This is a genomic window from Streptomyces sp. SID5910, assembly GCF_009862125.1.
Classification (GTDB): domain Bacteria; phylum Actinomycetota; class Actinomycetes; order Streptomycetales; family Streptomycetaceae; genus Streptomyces.
The window spans coordinates 1-16,193 of record NZ_WWHX01000853.1; the positions used below are offsets into that span (position 1 = coordinate 1).

The 16,193-nt window shown below is 73.0% G+C and carries 16 protein-coding genes, 1 tRNA gene and 1 pseudogene; 12 read left to right on the forward strand and 6 right to left on the reverse strand.

Going from position 1 to position 16,193, the window contains the following annotated elements; genetic code table 11:
- Nucleotides 1–38 precede the first annotated feature (38 nt).
- The 5 genes from GTW67_RS29965 (at nt 39) to GTW67_RS29985 (ending at nt 4,447) form a co-directional block, all read left to right on the forward strand.
- Nucleotides 39–1,646 carry an amino acid adenylation domain-containing protein gene (locus tag GTW67_RS29965; protein ID WP_161167892.1) on the forward strand — a complete coding sequence of 536 codons (1,608 nt, stop codon included), beginning with the start codon at nt 39–41 and terminating at the stop codon, nt 1,644–1,646.
- Nucleotides 1,643–3,007: an AAA domain-containing protein gene (locus tag GTW67_RS29970; RefSeq protein WP_161167893.1), complete on the forward strand. Its 1,365-nt coding sequence runs from the start codon at nt 1,643–1,645 to the stop codon at nt 3,005–3,007. The genes GTW67_RS29965 and GTW67_RS29970 overlap by 4 nt, the downstream gene beginning before the upstream one ends.
- Before the next feature lie 267 nt (nt 3,008–3,274).
- Nucleotides 3,275–3,646, forward strand: coding sequence for a DUF8844 domain-containing protein (locus GTW67_RS29975; protein ID WP_161167894.1), 372 nt, complete (start codon nt 3,275–3,277; stop codon nt 3,644–3,646).
- A 140-nt stretch (nt 3,647–3,786) separates the two neighbouring features.
- The gene (locus GTW67_RS29980; RefSeq protein ID WP_161167895.1) at nt 3,787–4,383 is read left to right on the forward strand and encodes a bifunctional DNA primase/polymerase; all 597 of its coding nucleotides are present in this window, start codon (nt 3,787–3,789) and stop codon (nt 4,381–4,383) included.
- Nucleotides 4,374–4,447: transfer RNA gene (locus GTW67_RS29985), tRNA-Lys, on the forward strand. The genes GTW67_RS29980 and GTW67_RS29985 overlap by 10 nt, the downstream gene beginning before the upstream one ends.
- Before the next feature lie 71 nt (nt 4,448–4,518).
- On the opposite strand, the gene GTW67_RS29990 is transcribed toward GTW67_RS29985, so the two are convergent.
- On the reverse strand, nt 4,519–5,895 hold the full coding sequence (locus GTW67_RS29990) for a M6 family metalloprotease domain-containing protein (protein WP_202437881.1): 1,377 nt from the start codon (nt 5,893–5,895) through the stop codon (nt 4,519–4,521).
- Between the two features lie 284 nt (nt 5,896–6,179).
- On the opposite strand from GTW67_RS29990, the gene GTW67_RS29995 reads away from it, so the two are divergent.
- A complete protein-coding gene (locus GTW67_RS29995; RefSeq protein WP_161167896.1) occupies nt 6,180–8,051 on the forward strand; it encodes an EAL domain-containing protein in 1,872 nt (623 codons plus the stop codon).
- Here GTW67_RS29995 and GTW67_RS30000 read toward each other — a convergent pair.
- The 3 genes and pseudogenes from GTW67_RS30000 to GTW67_RS30010 all read right to left on the reverse strand — a co-directional run.
- Nucleotides 8,027–9,127, reverse strand: coding sequence for an LLM class flavin-dependent oxidoreductase (locus GTW67_RS30000; protein ID WP_161167897.1), 1,101 nt, complete (start codon nt 9,125–9,127; stop codon nt 8,027–8,029). The two genes, GTW67_RS29995 and GTW67_RS30000, sit on opposite strands and share 25 nt — an antisense overlap.
- Before the next feature lie 77 nt (nt 9,128–9,204).
- The gene (locus GTW67_RS30005) at nt 9,205–9,399 is read right to left on the reverse strand and encodes a DUF397 domain-containing protein (RefSeq protein ID WP_161167898.1); all 195 of its coding nucleotides are present in this window, start codon (nt 9,397–9,399) and stop codon (nt 9,205–9,207) included.
- An 8-nt stretch (nt 9,400–9,407) separates the two neighbouring features.
- Nucleotides 9,408–9,764: pseudogene (locus GTW67_RS30010) on the reverse strand (Scr1 family TA system antitoxin-like transcriptional regulator); the annotation flags it as partial.
- Between GTW67_RS30010 and GTW67_RS30015 the strand changes: the two are divergent.
- From GTW67_RS30015 to GTW67_RS30030, 4 genes are all read left to right on the forward strand, one after another.
- A complete protein-coding gene (locus GTW67_RS30015) occupies nt 9,733–10,059 on the forward strand; it encodes an ATP-binding protein (protein ID WP_237519092.1) in 327 nt (108 codons plus the stop codon). The pseudogene GTW67_RS30010 and the gene GTW67_RS30015 overlap by 32 nt on opposite strands.
- A gap of 77 nt (nt 10,060–10,136) precedes the next feature.
- Nucleotides 10,137–10,307 (forward strand): hypothetical protein, encoded by a 171-nt coding sequence (locus tag GTW67_RS30020; RefSeq protein ID WP_237519093.1) that lies wholly within the window; start codon nt 10,137–10,139, stop codon nt 10,305–10,307.
- Between the two features lie 144 nt (nt 10,308–10,451).
- On the forward strand, nt 10,452–10,769 hold the full coding sequence (locus GTW67_RS30025; RefSeq protein WP_161167900.1) for a thioredoxin domain-containing protein: 318 nt from the start codon (nt 10,452–10,454) through the stop codon (nt 10,767–10,769).
- A gap of 1,162 nt (nt 10,770–11,931) precedes the next feature.
- Complete coding sequence (locus GTW67_RS30030) at nt 11,932–12,645, forward strand: transposase (protein WP_524539838.1); 714 nt, start codon at nt 11,932–11,934, stop codon at nt 12,643–12,645.
- A 151-nt stretch (nt 12,646–12,796) separates the two neighbouring features.
- Here the strand turns inward: GTW67_RS30030 and GTW67_RS30035 are convergent, their stop codons facing one another.
- Nucleotides 12,797–13,690, reverse strand: coding sequence for a LysR family transcriptional regulator (locus GTW67_RS30035; protein WP_161167901.1), 894 nt, complete (start codon nt 13,688–13,690; stop codon nt 12,797–12,799).
- Nucleotides 13,691–13,794: 104 nt separating this feature from the next.
- Here GTW67_RS30035 and GTW67_RS30040 point away from each other — a divergent pair, with 104 nt between their 5' ends.
- Nucleotides 13,795–14,160, forward strand: coding sequence for a nuclear transport factor 2 family protein (locus GTW67_RS30040; protein WP_161167902.1), 366 nt, complete (start codon nt 13,795–13,797; stop codon nt 14,158–14,160).
- 2 nt (nt 14,161–14,162) lie between these two features.
- On the opposite strand, the gene GTW67_RS30045 is transcribed toward GTW67_RS30040, so the two are convergent.
- A complete protein-coding gene (locus tag GTW67_RS30045) occupies nt 14,163–14,609 on the reverse strand; it encodes a pyridoxamine 5'-phosphate oxidase family protein (protein WP_161167903.1) in 447 nt (148 codons plus the stop codon).
- A 134-nt stretch (nt 14,610–14,743) separates the two neighbouring features.
- On the opposite strand from GTW67_RS30045, the gene GTW67_RS30050 reads away from it, so the two are divergent.
- Nucleotides 14,744–16,193 (forward strand): ATP-binding protein (locus GTW67_RS30050; protein ID WP_346010781.1); only part of this gene is annotated, 1,450 nt, incomplete at its 3' end.

Sequence of the window (16,193 nt, forward strand, 5' to 3'; positions counted from 1 at the left end):
GCCGAGGCGCTGGCGTCGGTGGGCGGCGAGGTGGCCGCGTGTCGCTGATCACCACGCTCGCCCGGCTCGAGGCGGTGAGCAGCGGCCGTGCGCAGCCCGCCGCCACCGTCCGGCACCGGCACCTGTCCGACCGCCCCCTCGTCTTCGTCCCGCTGATCACCGCCGGTGAGGCGGGCGCCCCGCTGGGCGCGCTGGTCGGCGCGGACCGCGAGGCGCCGCACCTGCTGGTCGTGCCGCAGCCCCGCGACCGCGACCTGCGCTTCGCGTTCCTGGCCGAGCTGGCCGGCATCGTGCTGCCGCACATCGAGGCGTACGCCGACAGCGTCGAGGCCGCCGAGCGCACCGAGACGGACCCGGAGACCGGCAAGCGGGTCAAGGTCGAGGTCGACCTGTGCGCGGACGCGGCGCAGCTGATCGTGCCGAGCCGCGCCGGCATCGAGTTCGTCCGGCTGCTCGGCCGGTCCATGCGCTTCAGGCGTACGGCGGAGCAGGACCCGGACACGCCGCATCCGGCGCCGCCGAGGGTGCCGCTGCTCGGCCGGTGGCTGACCCACTACGGCGAGCGGGCGCGGGTGCCCGGCTCGTCCCTGCTCCTCGCCATGACCGACCTGCTGGGACGGCACTGGGCGACCGGGCAGTCCACCCTGGAGGACCAGCACCTCGGGGCGCTGCTCGCGTGGATCGCCCCGCCCGACGACGCGTCGACCGGCGCGGAGGCCGCGCACCGGGCCGAGCTGGCCCGGGACGCCGGCGGGCAGCTGCTGTGCCCGCCCGCGGGCCCGGCGACCGACCCGGCCTTCGACAACAGGCTGCTCGCGCCCGCCATCGAACGCTACGACCGCGCCCGCACCGCGTTCGCCGCCGCCGAGGACGGTCTTGAGGCCGACGACCGGCTGGGCGCGCTCACCGCCGCCGAGCGGGAGATCCGCGATCTGGTGGAGAGCCGTACGCGGCCCACCTGGGACGCGGTGTGGCGGGGCCTGGACCTGCTGCGGGAGCTGCCCGCCGGGGCGCACGTCGAGGACCGGTGGACGCGCGACCGCTGGTCGTTCACCTCCCACCGGGACCGCGTCGTCGCCGGCGAGCCCCCGCAGCCGCGCCGGGACGACGCGGTGACCGCGGCGAACAAGCTCGCCACCCGCGAGCGCGAGCAGGCCCGGCTGGAGGCGCAGGAGGCGCTGGACGATCCGCTGGTGATGGCCGGGCGGCGGCTGTCCGGGGAGGCGTTCGCGGGCGAGGTCGTGGACGTGGTGATGGCGTACAGCGAGAGCAAGCGGCCCAGCCCGCGCCCGCTGGTCACGGTCCGCACGGACGACCGTCCGCACCTGGGCGAGCGGGTGAAGGTGTACCGGTCGCTGGGCGGGAAGCCGCAGGCGGCGGAGTACGTCGGTCCGGCCGGCCCGGACGAGGAGGGCGTACTCGTGCTGCGCATCGTCGACAAGATGGGCCGCGGCAAGGAGCCCGAGGCCGGGTCGGTGCCGGAGAAGGGCGACCTGGTCTGCTTCACCCTCTTCGAGCACGAGCAGCGGGGCGGGGCGAAGCTGCCCGACCCGGAGCAGACCCCGTGGACGCACGGCGGGCCGCCCGGTGAGGCGGCCGTCGTACCGGAACCCGCCGACGCCCAGACCCCGGAGGACGTCCTGTGACCGCCGAGGCCAGCACCGCCCCCGTCGGGGCAGCCGCCTTCGACCCGGGTGCCGAGGCCGGCCGCGCCACCGCGGCGATCCTCCACGACACCCTGCACGGCACGGAGCGCGGTGTCGTCGTGGACTCCCCGCCCGGCGCCGGCAAGTCCACGCTCGTGGTGCGGGCGGCGCTGGAGCTGGCCGAGGCGGGACGTCCGCTGATGGTGATCGCGCAGACCAACGCGCAGGTGGACGACCTGGTGCTGCGGCTCGCCGAGACGAACCCGGACCTGCCGGTGGGGCGCCTGCACAGCAGCGACGCCGACCCGTACGACAAGGCGCTCGACGACCTGGCGAACGTCCGCAAGTCCGCGAAGGCCGGTGACCTCGCCGGGCAGGCGGTGGTCCTGTCGACCGCCGCGAAGTGGGCGCACGTCTCGGTGGACGAGCCGTGGCGGCACGCGATCGTCGACGAGGCGTACCAGATGCGCTCCGACGCGCTGCTGGCCGTGGCCGGTCTGTTCGAGCGGGCGCTGTTCGTGGGCGACCCGGGTCAGCTGGACCCGTTCGCGACGGTGGGCAGCGAGCAGTGGGCGGGGCTGTCGTACGACCCGTCGGCCTCCGCGGTGACGACGCTCCTCGCCCACAATCCGGGCCTGCCGCAGCACCGGCTGCCGGTGTCGTGGCGGCTCCCGGCGTCGGCGGCGCCGCTGGTGTCGGCGGCGTTCTACCCGTTCACGCCGTTCCGCAGCGGCACGGGCCACGGCGACCGGCGGCTGTCCTTCGCGGTGCCGTCGGACGGCTCGGGGCCCGACCGGGTCATCGACGAGGCCGCCGCTTCGGGCTGGGGCCTGCTGGAGCTGCCGGCCCGGCACACGCCGCGCACGGACCCGGAGGCGGTGCGGGCGGTGGCGGCGGTGGTGCGCCGGCTGCTCGACCGCGGGGGCGCGGCGGTCTCCGAGCGCTCCCCGGACGCCGCCCCGCTGACCGCCGGGCGCATCGCCGTGGGCACCGCGCACCGGGACCAGGCGGCGGCGGTCCGGGCGGCGCTGGCCGACCTGGGGGTGCGGGACGTGACGGTGGACACCGCGAACCGGCTCCAGGGCCGGGAGTACGACGTGACGGTCGTCCTGCACCCGCTCTCCGGCCGCCCCGACGCCACCGCCTTCCACCTGGAGACGGGCCGCCTGTGCGTCCTCGCCTCCCGGCACCGGCACGCGTGCATCGTGGTGTGCCGCGAGGGGGTCGACGCCCTGCTCGACGACTACCCGTCGACGGAACCGGTCCAGCTGGGAACGCTGGTGAAGTTCCCGGACGGCTGGGAGGCCAACCACGCGGTCCTGGCCCACCTGGCGGAACACCGCGTGCCCTGGCGACCCTGACCATCGGGGAAGACGCCCGGCACGGCATCCCGCCCCCGCCGGACTGGCCCACCTGGCGGAACACCGCGTGCCCTGGCGGCCCTGACCGCTGCGTCGGCGCCATGCCGCGCGGAGTCGCGACCGCACAGGTGTCCCGCGAGCGTCTGCTCCCCTTCGTAGCGTCGAGGCCCACTTGCATGGGCGCGGGACAATGGACGGTGGCCCACTCCACCGAGGGTGCCTCCGTTGCGGGGGCGGGTCGTTCGTGACGTACGAGAAGGAGAAGACATGGCGGAGCCCACGCCGGGTCGGAACCAACCGCGGCTGCGCCCCGCGCCCCTGCTCTTCGAGCCCGCGGCGGCGGCCGCCGATCCGGAGCACTTCTTCGACCTCGAGTCGATCGACGACCCCCGGGCGCTGCTGGACCGTGCGACGGAGCTGGCGCAGGCGTTCCGGGCTGCGGCGGACCGCGCGGTGGAGTTCCAGGCGATGGCGGCGGCGCAGCTCGCCGACCCGCGCAAGTTCGACCGGCTGACGGCCGCGGACATCGCCGACCGGGCCGAGTGGACCGAGGACTACGCCAAGAAGATGGTGGAGTTCGGGCGGGATCTGCTGCGCGGCGCCGAGGGCTGCGGCCCGGGCCACGTCGACCCGGTGTAGAAGGCATCCGGTCCGCCCGTCTGTTCGACTAGCCCGGACGCATATGCCAGACGGGCAAGATACCCGCTCCCCGCTCCCCCTGTCCCGGTTTTCCGCGACTCAACGGAGTGGCCTCCTCACACCCGGTAGACGTAAGGGGTATGAGCAGCACACCGAATGTCACGGACGTCACCGCCGACGGCGCCGCCTGGCTGGCCTCGGCGGGTGCCTACCCGCGCAGCACCCTCGCCCTGTGGGAGGAGCGGCCGGACGCCCCGGTCGTCCTGCCCTGCGGCTCGGCCTTCGACGTGGCGAGCGTCCCCGCGGTCTTCGGGCGCCGGATGCTGGACCGGCTGTGGGAGGAGGGCCCGGGCTCGGGCCCCGTGGCCGAGTTCCGGGGCCGCATGCTGCTGTTCGCCGCGCCGGGCACCTCCCAGCGGCTGCCCTCGCTGCTGGGGTGGGAGGAGTGGGGCGCGCGCGGCCGGCGGGACGGCCGTACCGTCGCCGTGCCGCCGCTGCTGTGCCACGGCGCCGGCGACGCGGTGACCGTCCCGGCGCTGACCGGCGCGTCCCCGCGTTCCGGGTCCGGTTCCTGTTCCCGCTGGCTGGTGGCCCCCGACACCCGGCTGCCGTGGCTCCCGGGCCCGGAGATCCTGCTCTGGGCGGCCGTCCGGGCGGCCCGGTCCGCGGTGCGGATTTCGATTTTTCCTCCCGCCGAACCGGGTGCTAAGGTCTACGACGTCAGCAGGCGCCGCTAGCTCAGTTGGTTAGAGCAGCTGACTCTTAATCAGCGGGTCCGGGGTTCGAGTCCCTGGCGGCGCACCGACACCGGAAGGCCCCTCGTGAGAGCGAGGGGCCTTCCGCGTATCCGCCCGTGGGCGCCACCGCGCGGGCTAGCCGGGCGTGATCTTCACGTTCCACGCCCCCGACGCCGTCCGCCCCTCCACCTCCACCCGTACGCCGTCCCCCGGCACGGTGAAGCTCTCGCCGAGCCCCACCGGCGCGTCCGCGAGCGGCGGGTAGACCGAGTCCTCCCAGCAGGCCTCGGTGCCCGGGTGGGCGTCGATCACCTCGATCGGCCCGCCCCCGGACTGCGCCCCGCCGCGCACCCGGTACACCAGCACCCCCGCGCGGCAGGCGGCGGCGTCGTTGCCGACCGGCCCCCGCGCCTCGAAGGCGAGCGCACTGTCGGCCCCCGTGCGGACCACCGCCAGCTTCGTGCCCTGTCCGAGGCCGAAGGCCGGCGCCCCGGCGGCCCCCCTCACCACCACGCCGGGGCCCGCGCCGAGCGGCTCCAGGGTCAGCCGGGTCGGTCCGCTGCCGCGCACGCACGCCACCTGCCGGGGCCGCAGCCAGCCCAGCTTCCACTTGTGCCAGCCGAACAGGTCGGGGGCCAGCCCGAACTGGCTGCCCATCAGGTCCCAGTCGCCGACGTGCGTGTCCCAGTCGCCCTTGCCGTCGGCGGGCCGGTGGTACAGGTCGGGCAGGTCGAAGACGTGCCCGGTCTCGTGGGCCAGCACGAGCCGGTCCGGCGGATGGTTCTCGAACACCGTGACGACCCGCCGGACGTCGGTGCCGTCGGCCCGCATCGGGGAGTCCAGGTTGACGACCTTCGTGGCGTCCGAGTCGACGCCGGGGGCGTCCGGGTCGGCGACGAAGTAGACGATGTCGTAGCGGGAGAAGTCCACGTGCGGGTCGGCGGCGGCGAGCGCGTCGCGCAGGTAGGCCGCCCGGTGCTCGGGACCCCAGTCACGCCGTATGTCGTACGCCGTCGACGGCTTCGGCATGCGGATCCAGTCCCGCAGCGGGTGCGGGTGGAGCGTGAACGCGCCGTAGGAGGCGCGCTGGAAGAAGCGGGTGGTGGCCGGGAAGTGGTCGGCGGCCAGTTCGGCCGGCGAGGTCAGTGGCTGGGAGTCCGGGAAGGACAGGAACACCATCACCGCGTCCAGCGCGCGGGCCGGGCGCGGATAGGCGGCGTTCCAGGTGTCCAGGCCCTCGGAGTGGTGGGCGGCCGTGCGCCGGAGCGCGCAGGGCTCGGGGGAGAAGGGCTCGGCGACCGACGGGGCGGTGACCAGGGAGGTCGCGGCGAGCGCCGACATCGTGGTGCACACCGCGGCCGTGCTGCGCAGCCTGGGCCGGGCCGTCCCCGTCGCGCGGCGGCTCGCGCGGAGGCCCTTGAGGGCCTCGCGGGGAAGTCGCCTCAGGGGGAGCTGGCGCGGCACGTGGACCTCCGGGTGCGGATCGCGGGACACCGCACCCAGCTTGTGCATATTTGTCGTACTGCGCCCTGTTCGCCTGCACCGGATGGGTGAGCCGGTGAAGATCGCGCCGGAGTGCGCCGGAGCCGACACCCCCGGACCACTCACGGAACGTCACGACTGGTCGGAGGCGTGCCGGGACCGTCCAGAGATGGGCAGAAACGATCACCCGGAGGGCTCAGTCGGTCCGCGAGGGGGTTCGGCGGCTGGAAGGGCCCGGAGCCAGCCTCTATGATCGGCACACTTTCCTGCACGGACACAGACGGACCGAGATCGAGGCACTGCGGGAGCAAGCGGTGAACGGAACCTCCGAAGGGCCGGCGGCCGCGGTAGACCTCGACGGGTCGGCCGTCACGGACAGTGACATCGACCTGGCCGCCCGTACGGGACCCGCGGCCTATCGCGAGGTGTTCACGGCCGCCCCGCTGGCGATGGCCGTCGTGGACCCCGAGGGCCTGGTCGTCAGCGCCAACGACACGCTGGGCACGCTGCTCGGCACCGACCCCGCCGCCCTGGCCGGCTGCGCGGCGGCCGACCTGGTCGACCTCGCGTCCGACGCGGGCACCTGGCACGCGTACCGCGAGGTGCTGGGCGGCCGGCAGCCCCGGCTGCGCTGCACCCGCCGCCTGAAGGGGGCGGACGGCCACTCCCTGTGGGCCCAGGTCACCGTGGCGCCGCTGGCCGGGGACACGTCAGGGCTGCTGCTGCTCTCCGTCTCCGACATCAGCGCCCGGCGCGAGCTCCAGGCCCGGCTGCGCCACCTCCAGATGCACGACCCGGTGACCCGGCTGCCCAACCGCGCCCTGTTCTTCGAGCGGCTGACGGCCGCGCTGGAGGCGGAGTCGTACGAGCGGGGCGGCACCGGCCGGGTCGGCCTGTGCTATCTGGACCTGGACGGGTTCAAGGCCGTCAACGACACCCTCGGCCACCGCGTCGGCGACCGGCTGCTGGCCGCCGTCGCGGAGCGGCTCACGCGCTGCGCCGAGGAGGCCGCGGGCACGCGGACCGGGGCGCCGCTGGTGGCCCGGCTCGGCGGTGACGAGTTCGCCCTGCTGGTGGAGGACTCCACGGGCACCGACCAGCTCGCCGACCTCGCCGAGTCGGTGCTCGCCGCCCTCCAGGAGCCGTTCGAGCTGTGCGAACGCCGTCTGTCGGTCACCGCGTCGGTCGGCGTGGTCGAGCGGCACACCGCCGGGACGACGCCGACCGCGCTGATGCAGGCGGCCGACACGACCCTGTACTGGGCCAAGGCCGACGGGCGGGCCCGCTGGACGCTGTTCGACCCCGAGCGCAACGCCAGCCGCATGACCCGCCAGGCCCTCGCCGCCACGCTCCGGCCGGCCATCGACCGCGGTGAGTTCGCGCTGGAGTACCAGCCGCTGGTGGGCATGGACGACGGGCGGGTGCGGGGCGTCGAGGCGCTCATCCGCTGGAACCATCCCCAGTTCGGCGTCCTCGCGCCGAATCGGTTCATCGCGCTGGCGGAGGAGGACGGCTCGATCGTCCCGCTGGGCCGCTGGATCCTGCGCACCGCCTGCCGGCAGGCCCGCCGCTGGCAGCTCGACCACCCCGGCGAGCCGCCCATCTTCGTCAGCGTCAACGTGGCGGTCCGTCAGGTCTGGGACTCCGACCTGGTGGCGGACGTGGCGGCGACCCTGGAGGAGACGGGCCTCGCCCCGCAACTGCTCCAGCTGGAGCTGACGGAGTCGGCGGTGATGGGCTCGGCGGGCCGGCCGCTCCAGGTGCTGAAGGCGCTGAGCGACATGGGCGTCCGCATCGCCATCGACGACTTCGGCACCGGCTACTCGAACCTGGCCTACCTCAGCCGGCTGCCGGTCTCCGTGCTGAAGCTGGACGGCGCCTTCGTGCGGGGCTTCCAGTACACCGGGGTCGCCGACGCCGCCGACGCGTCCGGGGCCGCCGCGGCGAACCCGGCCGACGAGGTCATCGTCGAGGCGATGGTCCAGCTCGCCCACCGCCTCGGCCTGACCGTCACCGCCGAGTGCGTGGAGACCTCGGACCAGGCGAGCCGGCTGCGCCGCATCGGCTGCGACACCGGCCAGGGCTGGCTGTACTCCCGGCCGGTGGCGCCGGACCGCATCTCCGCGCTGCTGGGCTCCGCCGGGCCAGGCGCGGCCGGGGTTCAGGCGGGCGTCGGCAACCCGTAGGCGTCGGCGATCAGTTCGTAGGAGCGCAGGCGTACGTCGCCGCCGTGGGCGTTGGCGGTGAGCATCAGCTCGTCGGCGCCGGTGCGCTTCTGGAGGTCGTCGAGGCCGGCGCGGACCTCGTCGGCGGTGCCGTGGACGACGTTGGCGTTCCAGGACGCCACGAACTCCCGCTCCATCGGGCTGAAGTCGTACGCCTCCGCCTCCTCCGGCGTCGGCACCAGACCGGGGCGGCCGGTGCGCAGCCGGACCATGTTCAGGGCGGCGGCCAGCACCTGGCGGCGGGCCTCCTTCTCGTCGTCGGTCGCGAGCGCGGAGACGCCGATGAGGGCGTAGGGCGCGTCGAGGACGGCCGACGGGCGGAAGGACTCGCGGTACAGGTCCAGCGCCGGGACGGTGTTCTGCGCGGAGAAGTGGTGGGCGAAGGCGAAGGGCAGCCCGAGGGTGCCGGCCAGCCGGGCGCTGAAGCCGGAGGAGCCCAGCAGCCACACCGGCGGCCGGTGCGGGGACTGGACGCCGCCGGGTGACGTGGCCTGGACGGGGCCGGGCACGGCGTGGATACGGCGGTAGGGGTGCCCGTCGGGGAAGTCGTCGTCCAGGAAGCGGATCAGCTCGGCGAGCTGCTGGGGGAAGTCGTCGGCGCCCTCGTTGAGCCGGTCGGTGCGGCGCAGGGCGGCGGCGGTGGCCCCGTCGGTGCCGGGGGCACGGCCGAGGCCGAGGTCGACGCGGCCCGGCGCCATGGCCTCCAGCGTGCCGAACTGCTCCGCGATCACCAGCGGGGCGTGGTTGGGCAGCATGACGCCGCCCGAGCCGAGCCGGATGCGGCCGGTGTGGGCGGCGAGGTGCGCGAGGATCACCGCGGGCGAGGAGGAGGCCACGCCGGGCATGGAGTGGTGCTCGGCCACCCAGTACCGGTGGTAGCCGCGGTTCTCGGCGAGGCGGGCGATGTCCACGCTGGTCCGCAGGGCGTCGGTGGCGGTGCGGCCCGCGCCGACGGTCACCAGGTCCAGTACGGAGAGGGGGACGGGTGCGGTGCCGTGGGCGGTGCCCCGGATCTCCTCTGCGGCGTCTGCGGCCATGGTGGGGTGCCTCCTGTTGTCGTGCCGGACCACTGCGGTGCGCTCCGCTGCGCTGGCTAACAGGAGGGTGCCTCCGGTTATTCCCCGGCGGGGGCCTTGAGGGCGTCGAGGAAGGCGGTGAAGGCGGGGGCGGGGAACGTGAGCACGGCCCGTGCGGGAGCCTTGGAGTCACGGACGGCCACACGGGGGCGACGGTCGGCGACCTCGACGCAGGCATTACCGTCGCCGCTGCCGGAGTAGGAAGACTTCCGCCAGTTGCCAGGGGTGATCACCGGGTGCCTCACAGTTCCTTTGCCAGCCTGTGGATGAAGTCACGCGAACGTTCTGGGTCGAGTGACACCGCCTCCACTCTACGGAAAAGCGTTCGATAGACACCGAGCTGTGGTTCCGAATCGATGAAGAGCGTCCCGTGAGGGCCGTCCCGCACCACGGTGTCGAGTCTCGGCACGGTGCCACCGGCGTAGACCATCGCGGCGGTGATGTCGGCGAACTCCTCCAGCTCGAACGGGATGACGCGCACCGTCACATGCTCCGCCTCCAACAACTCCAGGATGTGGGCGAGTTGGGAGCGTAAGGTGGCACGCGGCCTGATCCGACTGGTCGACATGGCCGAGTTGCTCGCAACGGAGTTGATCGGCAACGCCGTTCGGCACACCAAGGGGCCGGCGGCCCTGCGGGTGCGCTGGTCCGGGGCGGGAGTCCTCCGCCTCGGCGCCTGGGACGCGGCCCCGTCCCCGCCCGAACCGCCGCAGCCGCTCGACCGCGCCCTGGACCGGGAGGACGGACGGGGCCTGGCCCTGGTACGGGCCTGCGCCGACGTCTGGGGCTGGCAGCCGCTCGCCCGGGAGGGCAACCGGGGCAAGTACATCTGGTGCGAGCTCAGGGAAGCGATCCCGTCCGGATCGAGTCAGCATCGATCCACCGCGGGATAGTCGGTCTGTGGACGGAGAGAAAGGACATCGACTCCAGTCGGCCTCCTGGTCGCCCTGCTGTTCCTCGCCTGCGCGGCGTGTCCGAGGCGGAGCTGAAGTCCGGCACCTGGCTGCTGCGCTTGTGCGGGCTGCTCACCCTCGCGCTGAACACCGCCGAGCCCTGCTGGCCGGGCGCTACGGCCGGGCCTGCCTGGACACCGCCGTCCCGCTCCTGGGCCTGCGTCGTCACTGTGGCTGCCTTGGGCTGACTGGCGAGCAGGCAGTCGGAGCACGAGTGGGTCTGCGGTGTCCGTGCTGTCACCCGATACGGTCAGCAGGAACGCGGGCAGGTCGGCAGCAACTGAAGACGCGCCTTGACTCAGACACGATCCCCCAATTACACAGGAGTAATAGTGATCAAAGAGCTTCATAATGTACGCGAGTACAACGAAACGTTGAGCAATAACGCTCGAGTCGTAGTGAAATTCTCCTCCCCCTTCTCAAGGGCGGCAAGCCTCATCGAACCGACGGTCGAGGAACTCACCGAGCGCTACCCCCAAATCACCTTCGTGAAGGTCGATATCGAAAAATTTGAGCAGATGGGCACCGAGAACGATGTCGTCGTCTTCCCTACATTCGTTTTCTTCAAGAATGGGGTTAGACAGGAACCCTCAGTCGTAGGGGCAAATAGGACTGAGCTCGAGGAAAAGGTACAACTGCTGGCCGCCTGACAATGGCGACGGAAGCGGCAACTGAAGGACTCCCAGTCGTCGCACCATATTGCTGACTCACACGTCCAAGACTGCAGGCACTTTTTCCTTGTTTCCGTTCGTCAGGACCCTACGCAGGCCACCACGCAAGGCCGTGACGTCCACATCCTTATTCAGGGCAAGTTCGACGCTTCCCCCCGGCAGAGACAATTCAGCTGCCGCCTCAGAGCTGAATCGGAAAGATACCTTTCCGGCGGTCACTACAGCACCTTCGATTCCTCCGTAGTGCACAGCCCCTGTCTCACATCATTACACAGTATGTGTCCCAGCCGAGCCGTAGTTGCTGGGCGTCGGGTTCATGTGCGCCGGACTGAATGCTTCAGATGGCACCCCTCACCGCCATCATCCTCAGCCATACCAACCGTAAAGCAGTCATCTTCAGTTACGCATAGCGGTCGTTGCCGATCTGCACCTTCAAGAATCTTCTTCAGATTGTGGCGCAGCAAGATCAACAAAGCGAACGCCGGTGGGGCACTCCCCCGATTCCGGCCCTGACCAAGTCGGAATCAAACGACCGCAGCCAGGACGGCGTAGCGCTACCCGTTGTCGCCATTAAGGGCTGTCCCGCAATGGCTCGGGAGCTCGCGGCCCTGCCATCCTGCAGATTGGCAGTGAGGCTGTGGGAACAGTTGAATGCCCTCGTGACGGACTGGACGCAGGTGGTCGATGCTCACGGGGCGGTTGGGCGAGTGCCACTGCTCCTGGATCAGGTGGAGCGAGAGGAAGTTCCGGAGGCGTGGGACGAGCTGTGGGACCGTCTCTGCCTCCACGGTGAGACGGTCTCCGCGGCGAGCTTCGCAGCTCTCCCGCGCTTGGCAGCTCTAGCTCCCGCGTGTGCCCAGGCACTCGAATTGGCCAGTGCCATCGTGCGTGGCACGTTGCGGCACCCCGACGGTGAAGCTCTGCTCGCGGGCTGTCCGAACGAGGTCGACCGGTTGCGGGAACTCGTGGACCAGAGGCTTCGGACGCGTCCGGCCGACTACAACCGGCTCTTCGGTGATCTGCTCGCCCTCGCAGGGCAGTACCACTGGAGCGCCTCCTTGGGAGACTTCGCCGACGACTTCTATGCCGTGTCCTGCCCCGGCTGCGAAGCGGAGGTGACCATCGCGGTCGGCGACTACGGCTGCTACGCGGCCATTCGAGACTGGGACCAGGGCGATATCGGGCGGCGGTCGCTGCGGCCCGCCCCGGCCGAGGAGCTTCGCGACCCGGGCCGATGGATGCACGCCACAGCCGGCCGGGACGGGCAGCAGCGGCTCGCCGAGGGGATCAGATACGTCTGTTCGGGGTGTCCAAGTCCGCTGCCGACCGCATCATCGACCACCTCGGACCAGCGCTCGCACCCCAGCAGCGGAAGCGGTTCCGCACGGACACCGTCCTGATCGTGGACGGCGCCCTGGTCCCCACCCGCGACCACAGCATCGCCGAGCAGTCCGAGAACTACCGGCACTCCACCAACCACCAGGTGGTCATCGACGCCGACACTCGGCTCGTCGTCGCCGTCGGCCGACCGCTGCCCGGCAACCGCAACGACTGCAAGGCGTGGGAGCTGTCCGGTGCCAAGGCCGCCGTCGGCCGCACCACGGTGATCGCCGACGGCGGCTACAGGGGCACCGGCCTGGTCATTCCGCACCGCCGCGCACCCGGCCAGGCTGGCCTTCCGGCCTGGAAAGAGGAGCACAACCGCTCACACCGCAAGGTCCGCGCCCGCATCGAGCACGTCTTCGCCCGCATGAAGGCCTGGAAGATCCTCCGCGACTGCCGCCTTAAAGGTGACGGCGTCCACCACGCCATGCTCGGCATCGCCCGCCTCCACAACCTCACCCTCGCCGGGTGACGGAGGAACGACGCTGGTCAACCAGCACGCCGTCGATCATTTACGGGACAACGCTTAGCCCCAGTGTTCGCAGCCGTAGGCGAATCGGTACGGGCAGCTGGCCGACGGTGGATGGGCCCGTCCAGCAAGAGGCCGCCCCCGCTACGCCGGATCAGCGACGCCCCGCTCCGCCACCGAAGGCCGTCCGGCAGTGCGCCACCAATTCGCGTACCGCGGGGCCCGGGGTGGGGGCCCAGATCAGGGCGAGCACCCCCGGCGTCTCCACGTCGTCGATGGTGCGGGCGACGAGGCGGTCGCGGTGGGCGGTGGCCATCGAGGCGCTGAGGACGGCGACGCCGAGTCCGCGGGCGGCCAGGTCGGCGATGGCGTCGCCTGCACTGGCCTGGAGCGCGATCGTGGGCCGCAGGCCCTGCCCGGCGCACGCCTGGTCGAACACGGCGCGCAGGCCGGTGCCCGGCGGCATGCAGATGACGGGGTGGTCGGTCAGGTCGCGCAGCACGATCCGCCGCCGCGCGGCCAGGGGGTGCCCGGGCGGGACCGCCACGACGAGCCGTTCGCTGATGATCGTGTGCGTCTCCAGGTCCTCCGGGACGGCCGCCGCCGCTCCGACGAGCGCCAGGTCGAGGGCGCCGGTGCGCACGCCGTCCGCGAGCCGGTCGGAGCTGTCCTCCAGTAGGGAGAGTTCCACCCCCGGGTGCGCCTCGTGGAACGCCGCGAGGGCGTCGAACAGCGGGGTGAGGGTGCAGCCGATGACCATGCCGAGGGCGAGCCGGCCCCGGATCAGGTCGGTCACCTCGCCCACCGCCCGGCCGACCGCCCCGGCCGCGGCCAGCGCGGTGCGGGCGTGTTCGAGCGCGGCCTTCCCGGCGACGGTGAGGGTGGCGGTGCGGGCGGACCGGTCGAACAGCTCGGCGCCGAGTTCCCGCTCCAGCCGGCGGATCTGAGCGCTGACGCCGGACTGGCTGATGTGCACGCGCTCGGCGGCGCGGGTGAAGTTGCGCTCCTCGGCGACCGCGACGAAGTACTCCAGCTGCCTCAGTTCCATGACTGATGATTCTAGTTCCGAGAAATACCATCTGTTGGACTTCTGATCGGGGGCCGACGACGCTGGAAGGCAGGAAAGACCGACGTAGCGACGTAGGAGGAACCGTGCCGGAGTACGAGAAGGCCATGCGGCCCGAGGACATCACCCGCCTGTTCGTCGAGCGGTCCAACGCCGGTGACGCGGCCGGGGTCGCCGCGCTGTACGAGGAGGACGCGGTGCTGGCCTACCCGCCCGGCGAGCGGACGGTGGGGCGCGAGGCGATCCGCGCGCTGTGGGAGAAGGTGCTGGCGAACGCTCCCCGCTTCGAGCCGGAACAGCCGCTGCCCACGCTGATCAGCGGCGACATCGCCCTCACCTCGACGCCTCCGAAGGACGGGTCGGGGGCGCGGGCGCAGGTCGTACGGCGTCAGCCCGACGGGAGCTGGCTGCGCGTCCTCGACCAGCCCGAGTTCGTCCCGCCCGCCCGCTGACGTCAGGCCAGCCAGCGGCCGTCGCGCATCAGGTCGCGGCCGGGCAGCTCGTTCGCCTCGCGCCACGCCTGGACGCGGCGCGGGACGATACGGAACCACCGGTACGGCGCGGACGCCGCGCGCGGGTCGAAACCGCTGCGCTCGGCGAACAGGTCGGCCCGCTCCGGCGTCAGGGCGTCCAGCACCTCCACCTCGCCGTCGATCATGGTCACGTCCCGGGTGTGGCCGAGGGCGAGCCGGGCGACCCCGCTCGCGGCCAGATTGCGGCCGGTGGGGCTGTCCGGCGGGGTGGCCGCGAGCAGGGCCTCGCCGTCCCAGTCGAAGGACAGCGGTACGAGGTGGGGGACGCCGTCCGCCGAGGCGCTGGCCACCCAGACGTCGGTGTCGTGGGTGAGCCGGTACTCGGTGTCCTTCCGGCGCTGGGCGCGGGAGCGGGGTTCGGCGCTCATGGTCACTCCTGTCGGTTCGCGGGTCGCGACCGCCCGGTTCCGTACCGGGCGGGTCGCCGTGACCGGAGCCTCTCGCGGCGGGGGCGCGGGGCGCTTCCGTGCCCGCCACGGAAAGCGCCACGGATAATGGGCCGGTGACCAGTCCAGGGATATCGGCGCGGGAAGCGGAAGTGCTCGCGCTGCTCGGGGAGCACCTCAGCAACGCGGAGATGGCGGCCCGGCTGGTCCTCTCCGTGCGCACCGTCGAGTCGCACGTCTCCTCGCTGCTGCGCAAGCTGGGGCTGCCGGACCGGCGGGCGCTCGCCCGGCACGCCGCCGAGGCGGCCCGCGCCGAGCGGTCCCGGTCCGCGCCCGCGCTGCCGGCGCCGCTGACGACGTTCGTCGGCCGGGTGCGGGAACGGGGTGAGCTCGCCGAGGCGGTGCGGGCGCACCGGCTGGTGACGGTGACCGGTCCGGGCGGGGTGGGCAAGACGCGTCTCGCGCTGGCGGTGGCGGCGGACCTGGCCGGTGACTTCGCGGACGGGGTGTGGTTCGCCGACCTGGTCCCGGTCACCGAGCCGGGCCGGGTGGGCGCGGCGGTCGCGGCGGCGGTGGGCGTGGGCGAGCAGCCGGGGCGCGGGGTCGACGACGCGGTGCTGGCCGCGCTGGCGGACCATCGGGCGCTGCTGGTGCTGGACAACTGCGAGCAGGTACGGGACGGGGTGGCGCCGTTCCTGGAGCGGCTGCTCGCGGCGTGTCCGGGGCTGCGGGTGCTGGTGACGAGCCGGGCCCGGCTGATGGTGCCGTTCGAGCGGGTCCTCCCGGTCCCGCCGCTGTCGCGGGACGGCGGGGACGCGTCGGAGGCGGTGGCGCTGTTCATGGACCGGGCCGCCGCGGTCGGGCAGCCGCCCGGCCCCGCGGTGGGCGACGGGGTCGTGGCCGTATGCGAACGGCTCGGCGGCATGGCGCTGGCGATCGAGCTGGCGGCGGCACGCTGGCCGACGCTCGGCCTGGACGGCCTGACGGCCGGCCTCGCCGACCCGCTGCGCATCCTCACGGGCGGCTCCCGCGCCGACGACCGGCACCGGTCGCTACGAGCGGTACTGGACTGGAGCCACGACCTGCTCGACCCGTGGGACCAGACCCTCCTGCGCCGGGTGTCGGTCTTCGTCGCCCCGTTCACGGCGGAGGCAGCGACGGAGGTGGCGGCGCTCGCGGCCGGAGCGGTCACCGAAGTCACCGAGGGAACCGGCCCCGCCCTGGTCGACGGGCTGGGGCGGCTCGCCGAGCAGAGTCTGCTCAGCGTGGTGCCGTCGGGCACCGGCACCCGGTATCAGGCGTTGGAGACCATCCGGCAGTACGGGACCGAGCGGCTCGGCGAGGCCGGGGAGCTGGTCGGGGTGCGGGCGCGTCACCTGCGCTGGTGTCTGGGCGCCGCGCACGTCCTGGAGGGCGCCTCGGGCCCGGACTGGCGGGCGCAGTTCGACGCGCTCGCCGACGATCTCCGGGGCGCGCTCGCCTGGGCCGCCGGTCGGCCGGAGCGGCGTGCGGACGCCCACCGGCTCGCCCTGTCGCTGGCCGGCCTGGCCTTCACCCGCACCCTGC

Bases quoted from the DNA above. Each gene is read 5' to 3' on its own strand.
- GTW67_RS29990 (WP_202437881.1), bottom strand. From the start codon at position 5,895: ATGCACAAGCTGGGTGCGGTGTCCCGCGATCCGCACCCGGAGGTCCAC.
- GTW67_RS29980 (WP_161167895.1), top strand. From the start codon at position 3,787: ATGAGCAGCACACCGAATGTCACGGACGTCACCGCCGACGGCGCCGCC.
- GTW67_RS29975 (WP_161167894.1), top strand. From the start codon at position 3,275: ATGGCGGAGCCCACGCCGGGTCGGAACCAACCGCGGCTGCGCCCCGCG.
- GTW67_RS30035 (WP_161167901.1), bottom strand. From the start codon at position 13,690: ATGGAACTGAGGCAGCTGGAGTACTTCGTCGCGGTCGCCGAGGAGCGC.
- GTW67_RS30015 (WP_237519092.1), top strand. From the start codon at position 9,733: ATGGCCGAGTTGCTCGCAACGGAGTTGATCGGCAACGCCGTTCGGCAC.
- GTW67_RS30045 (WP_161167903.1), bottom strand. From the start codon at position 14,609: ATGAGCGCCGAACCCCGCTCCCGCGCCCAGCGCCGGAAGGACACCGAG.
- GTW67_RS30000 (WP_161167897.1), bottom strand. From the start codon at position 9,127: ATGGCCGCAGACGCCGCAGAGGAGATCCGGGGCACCGCCCACGGCACC.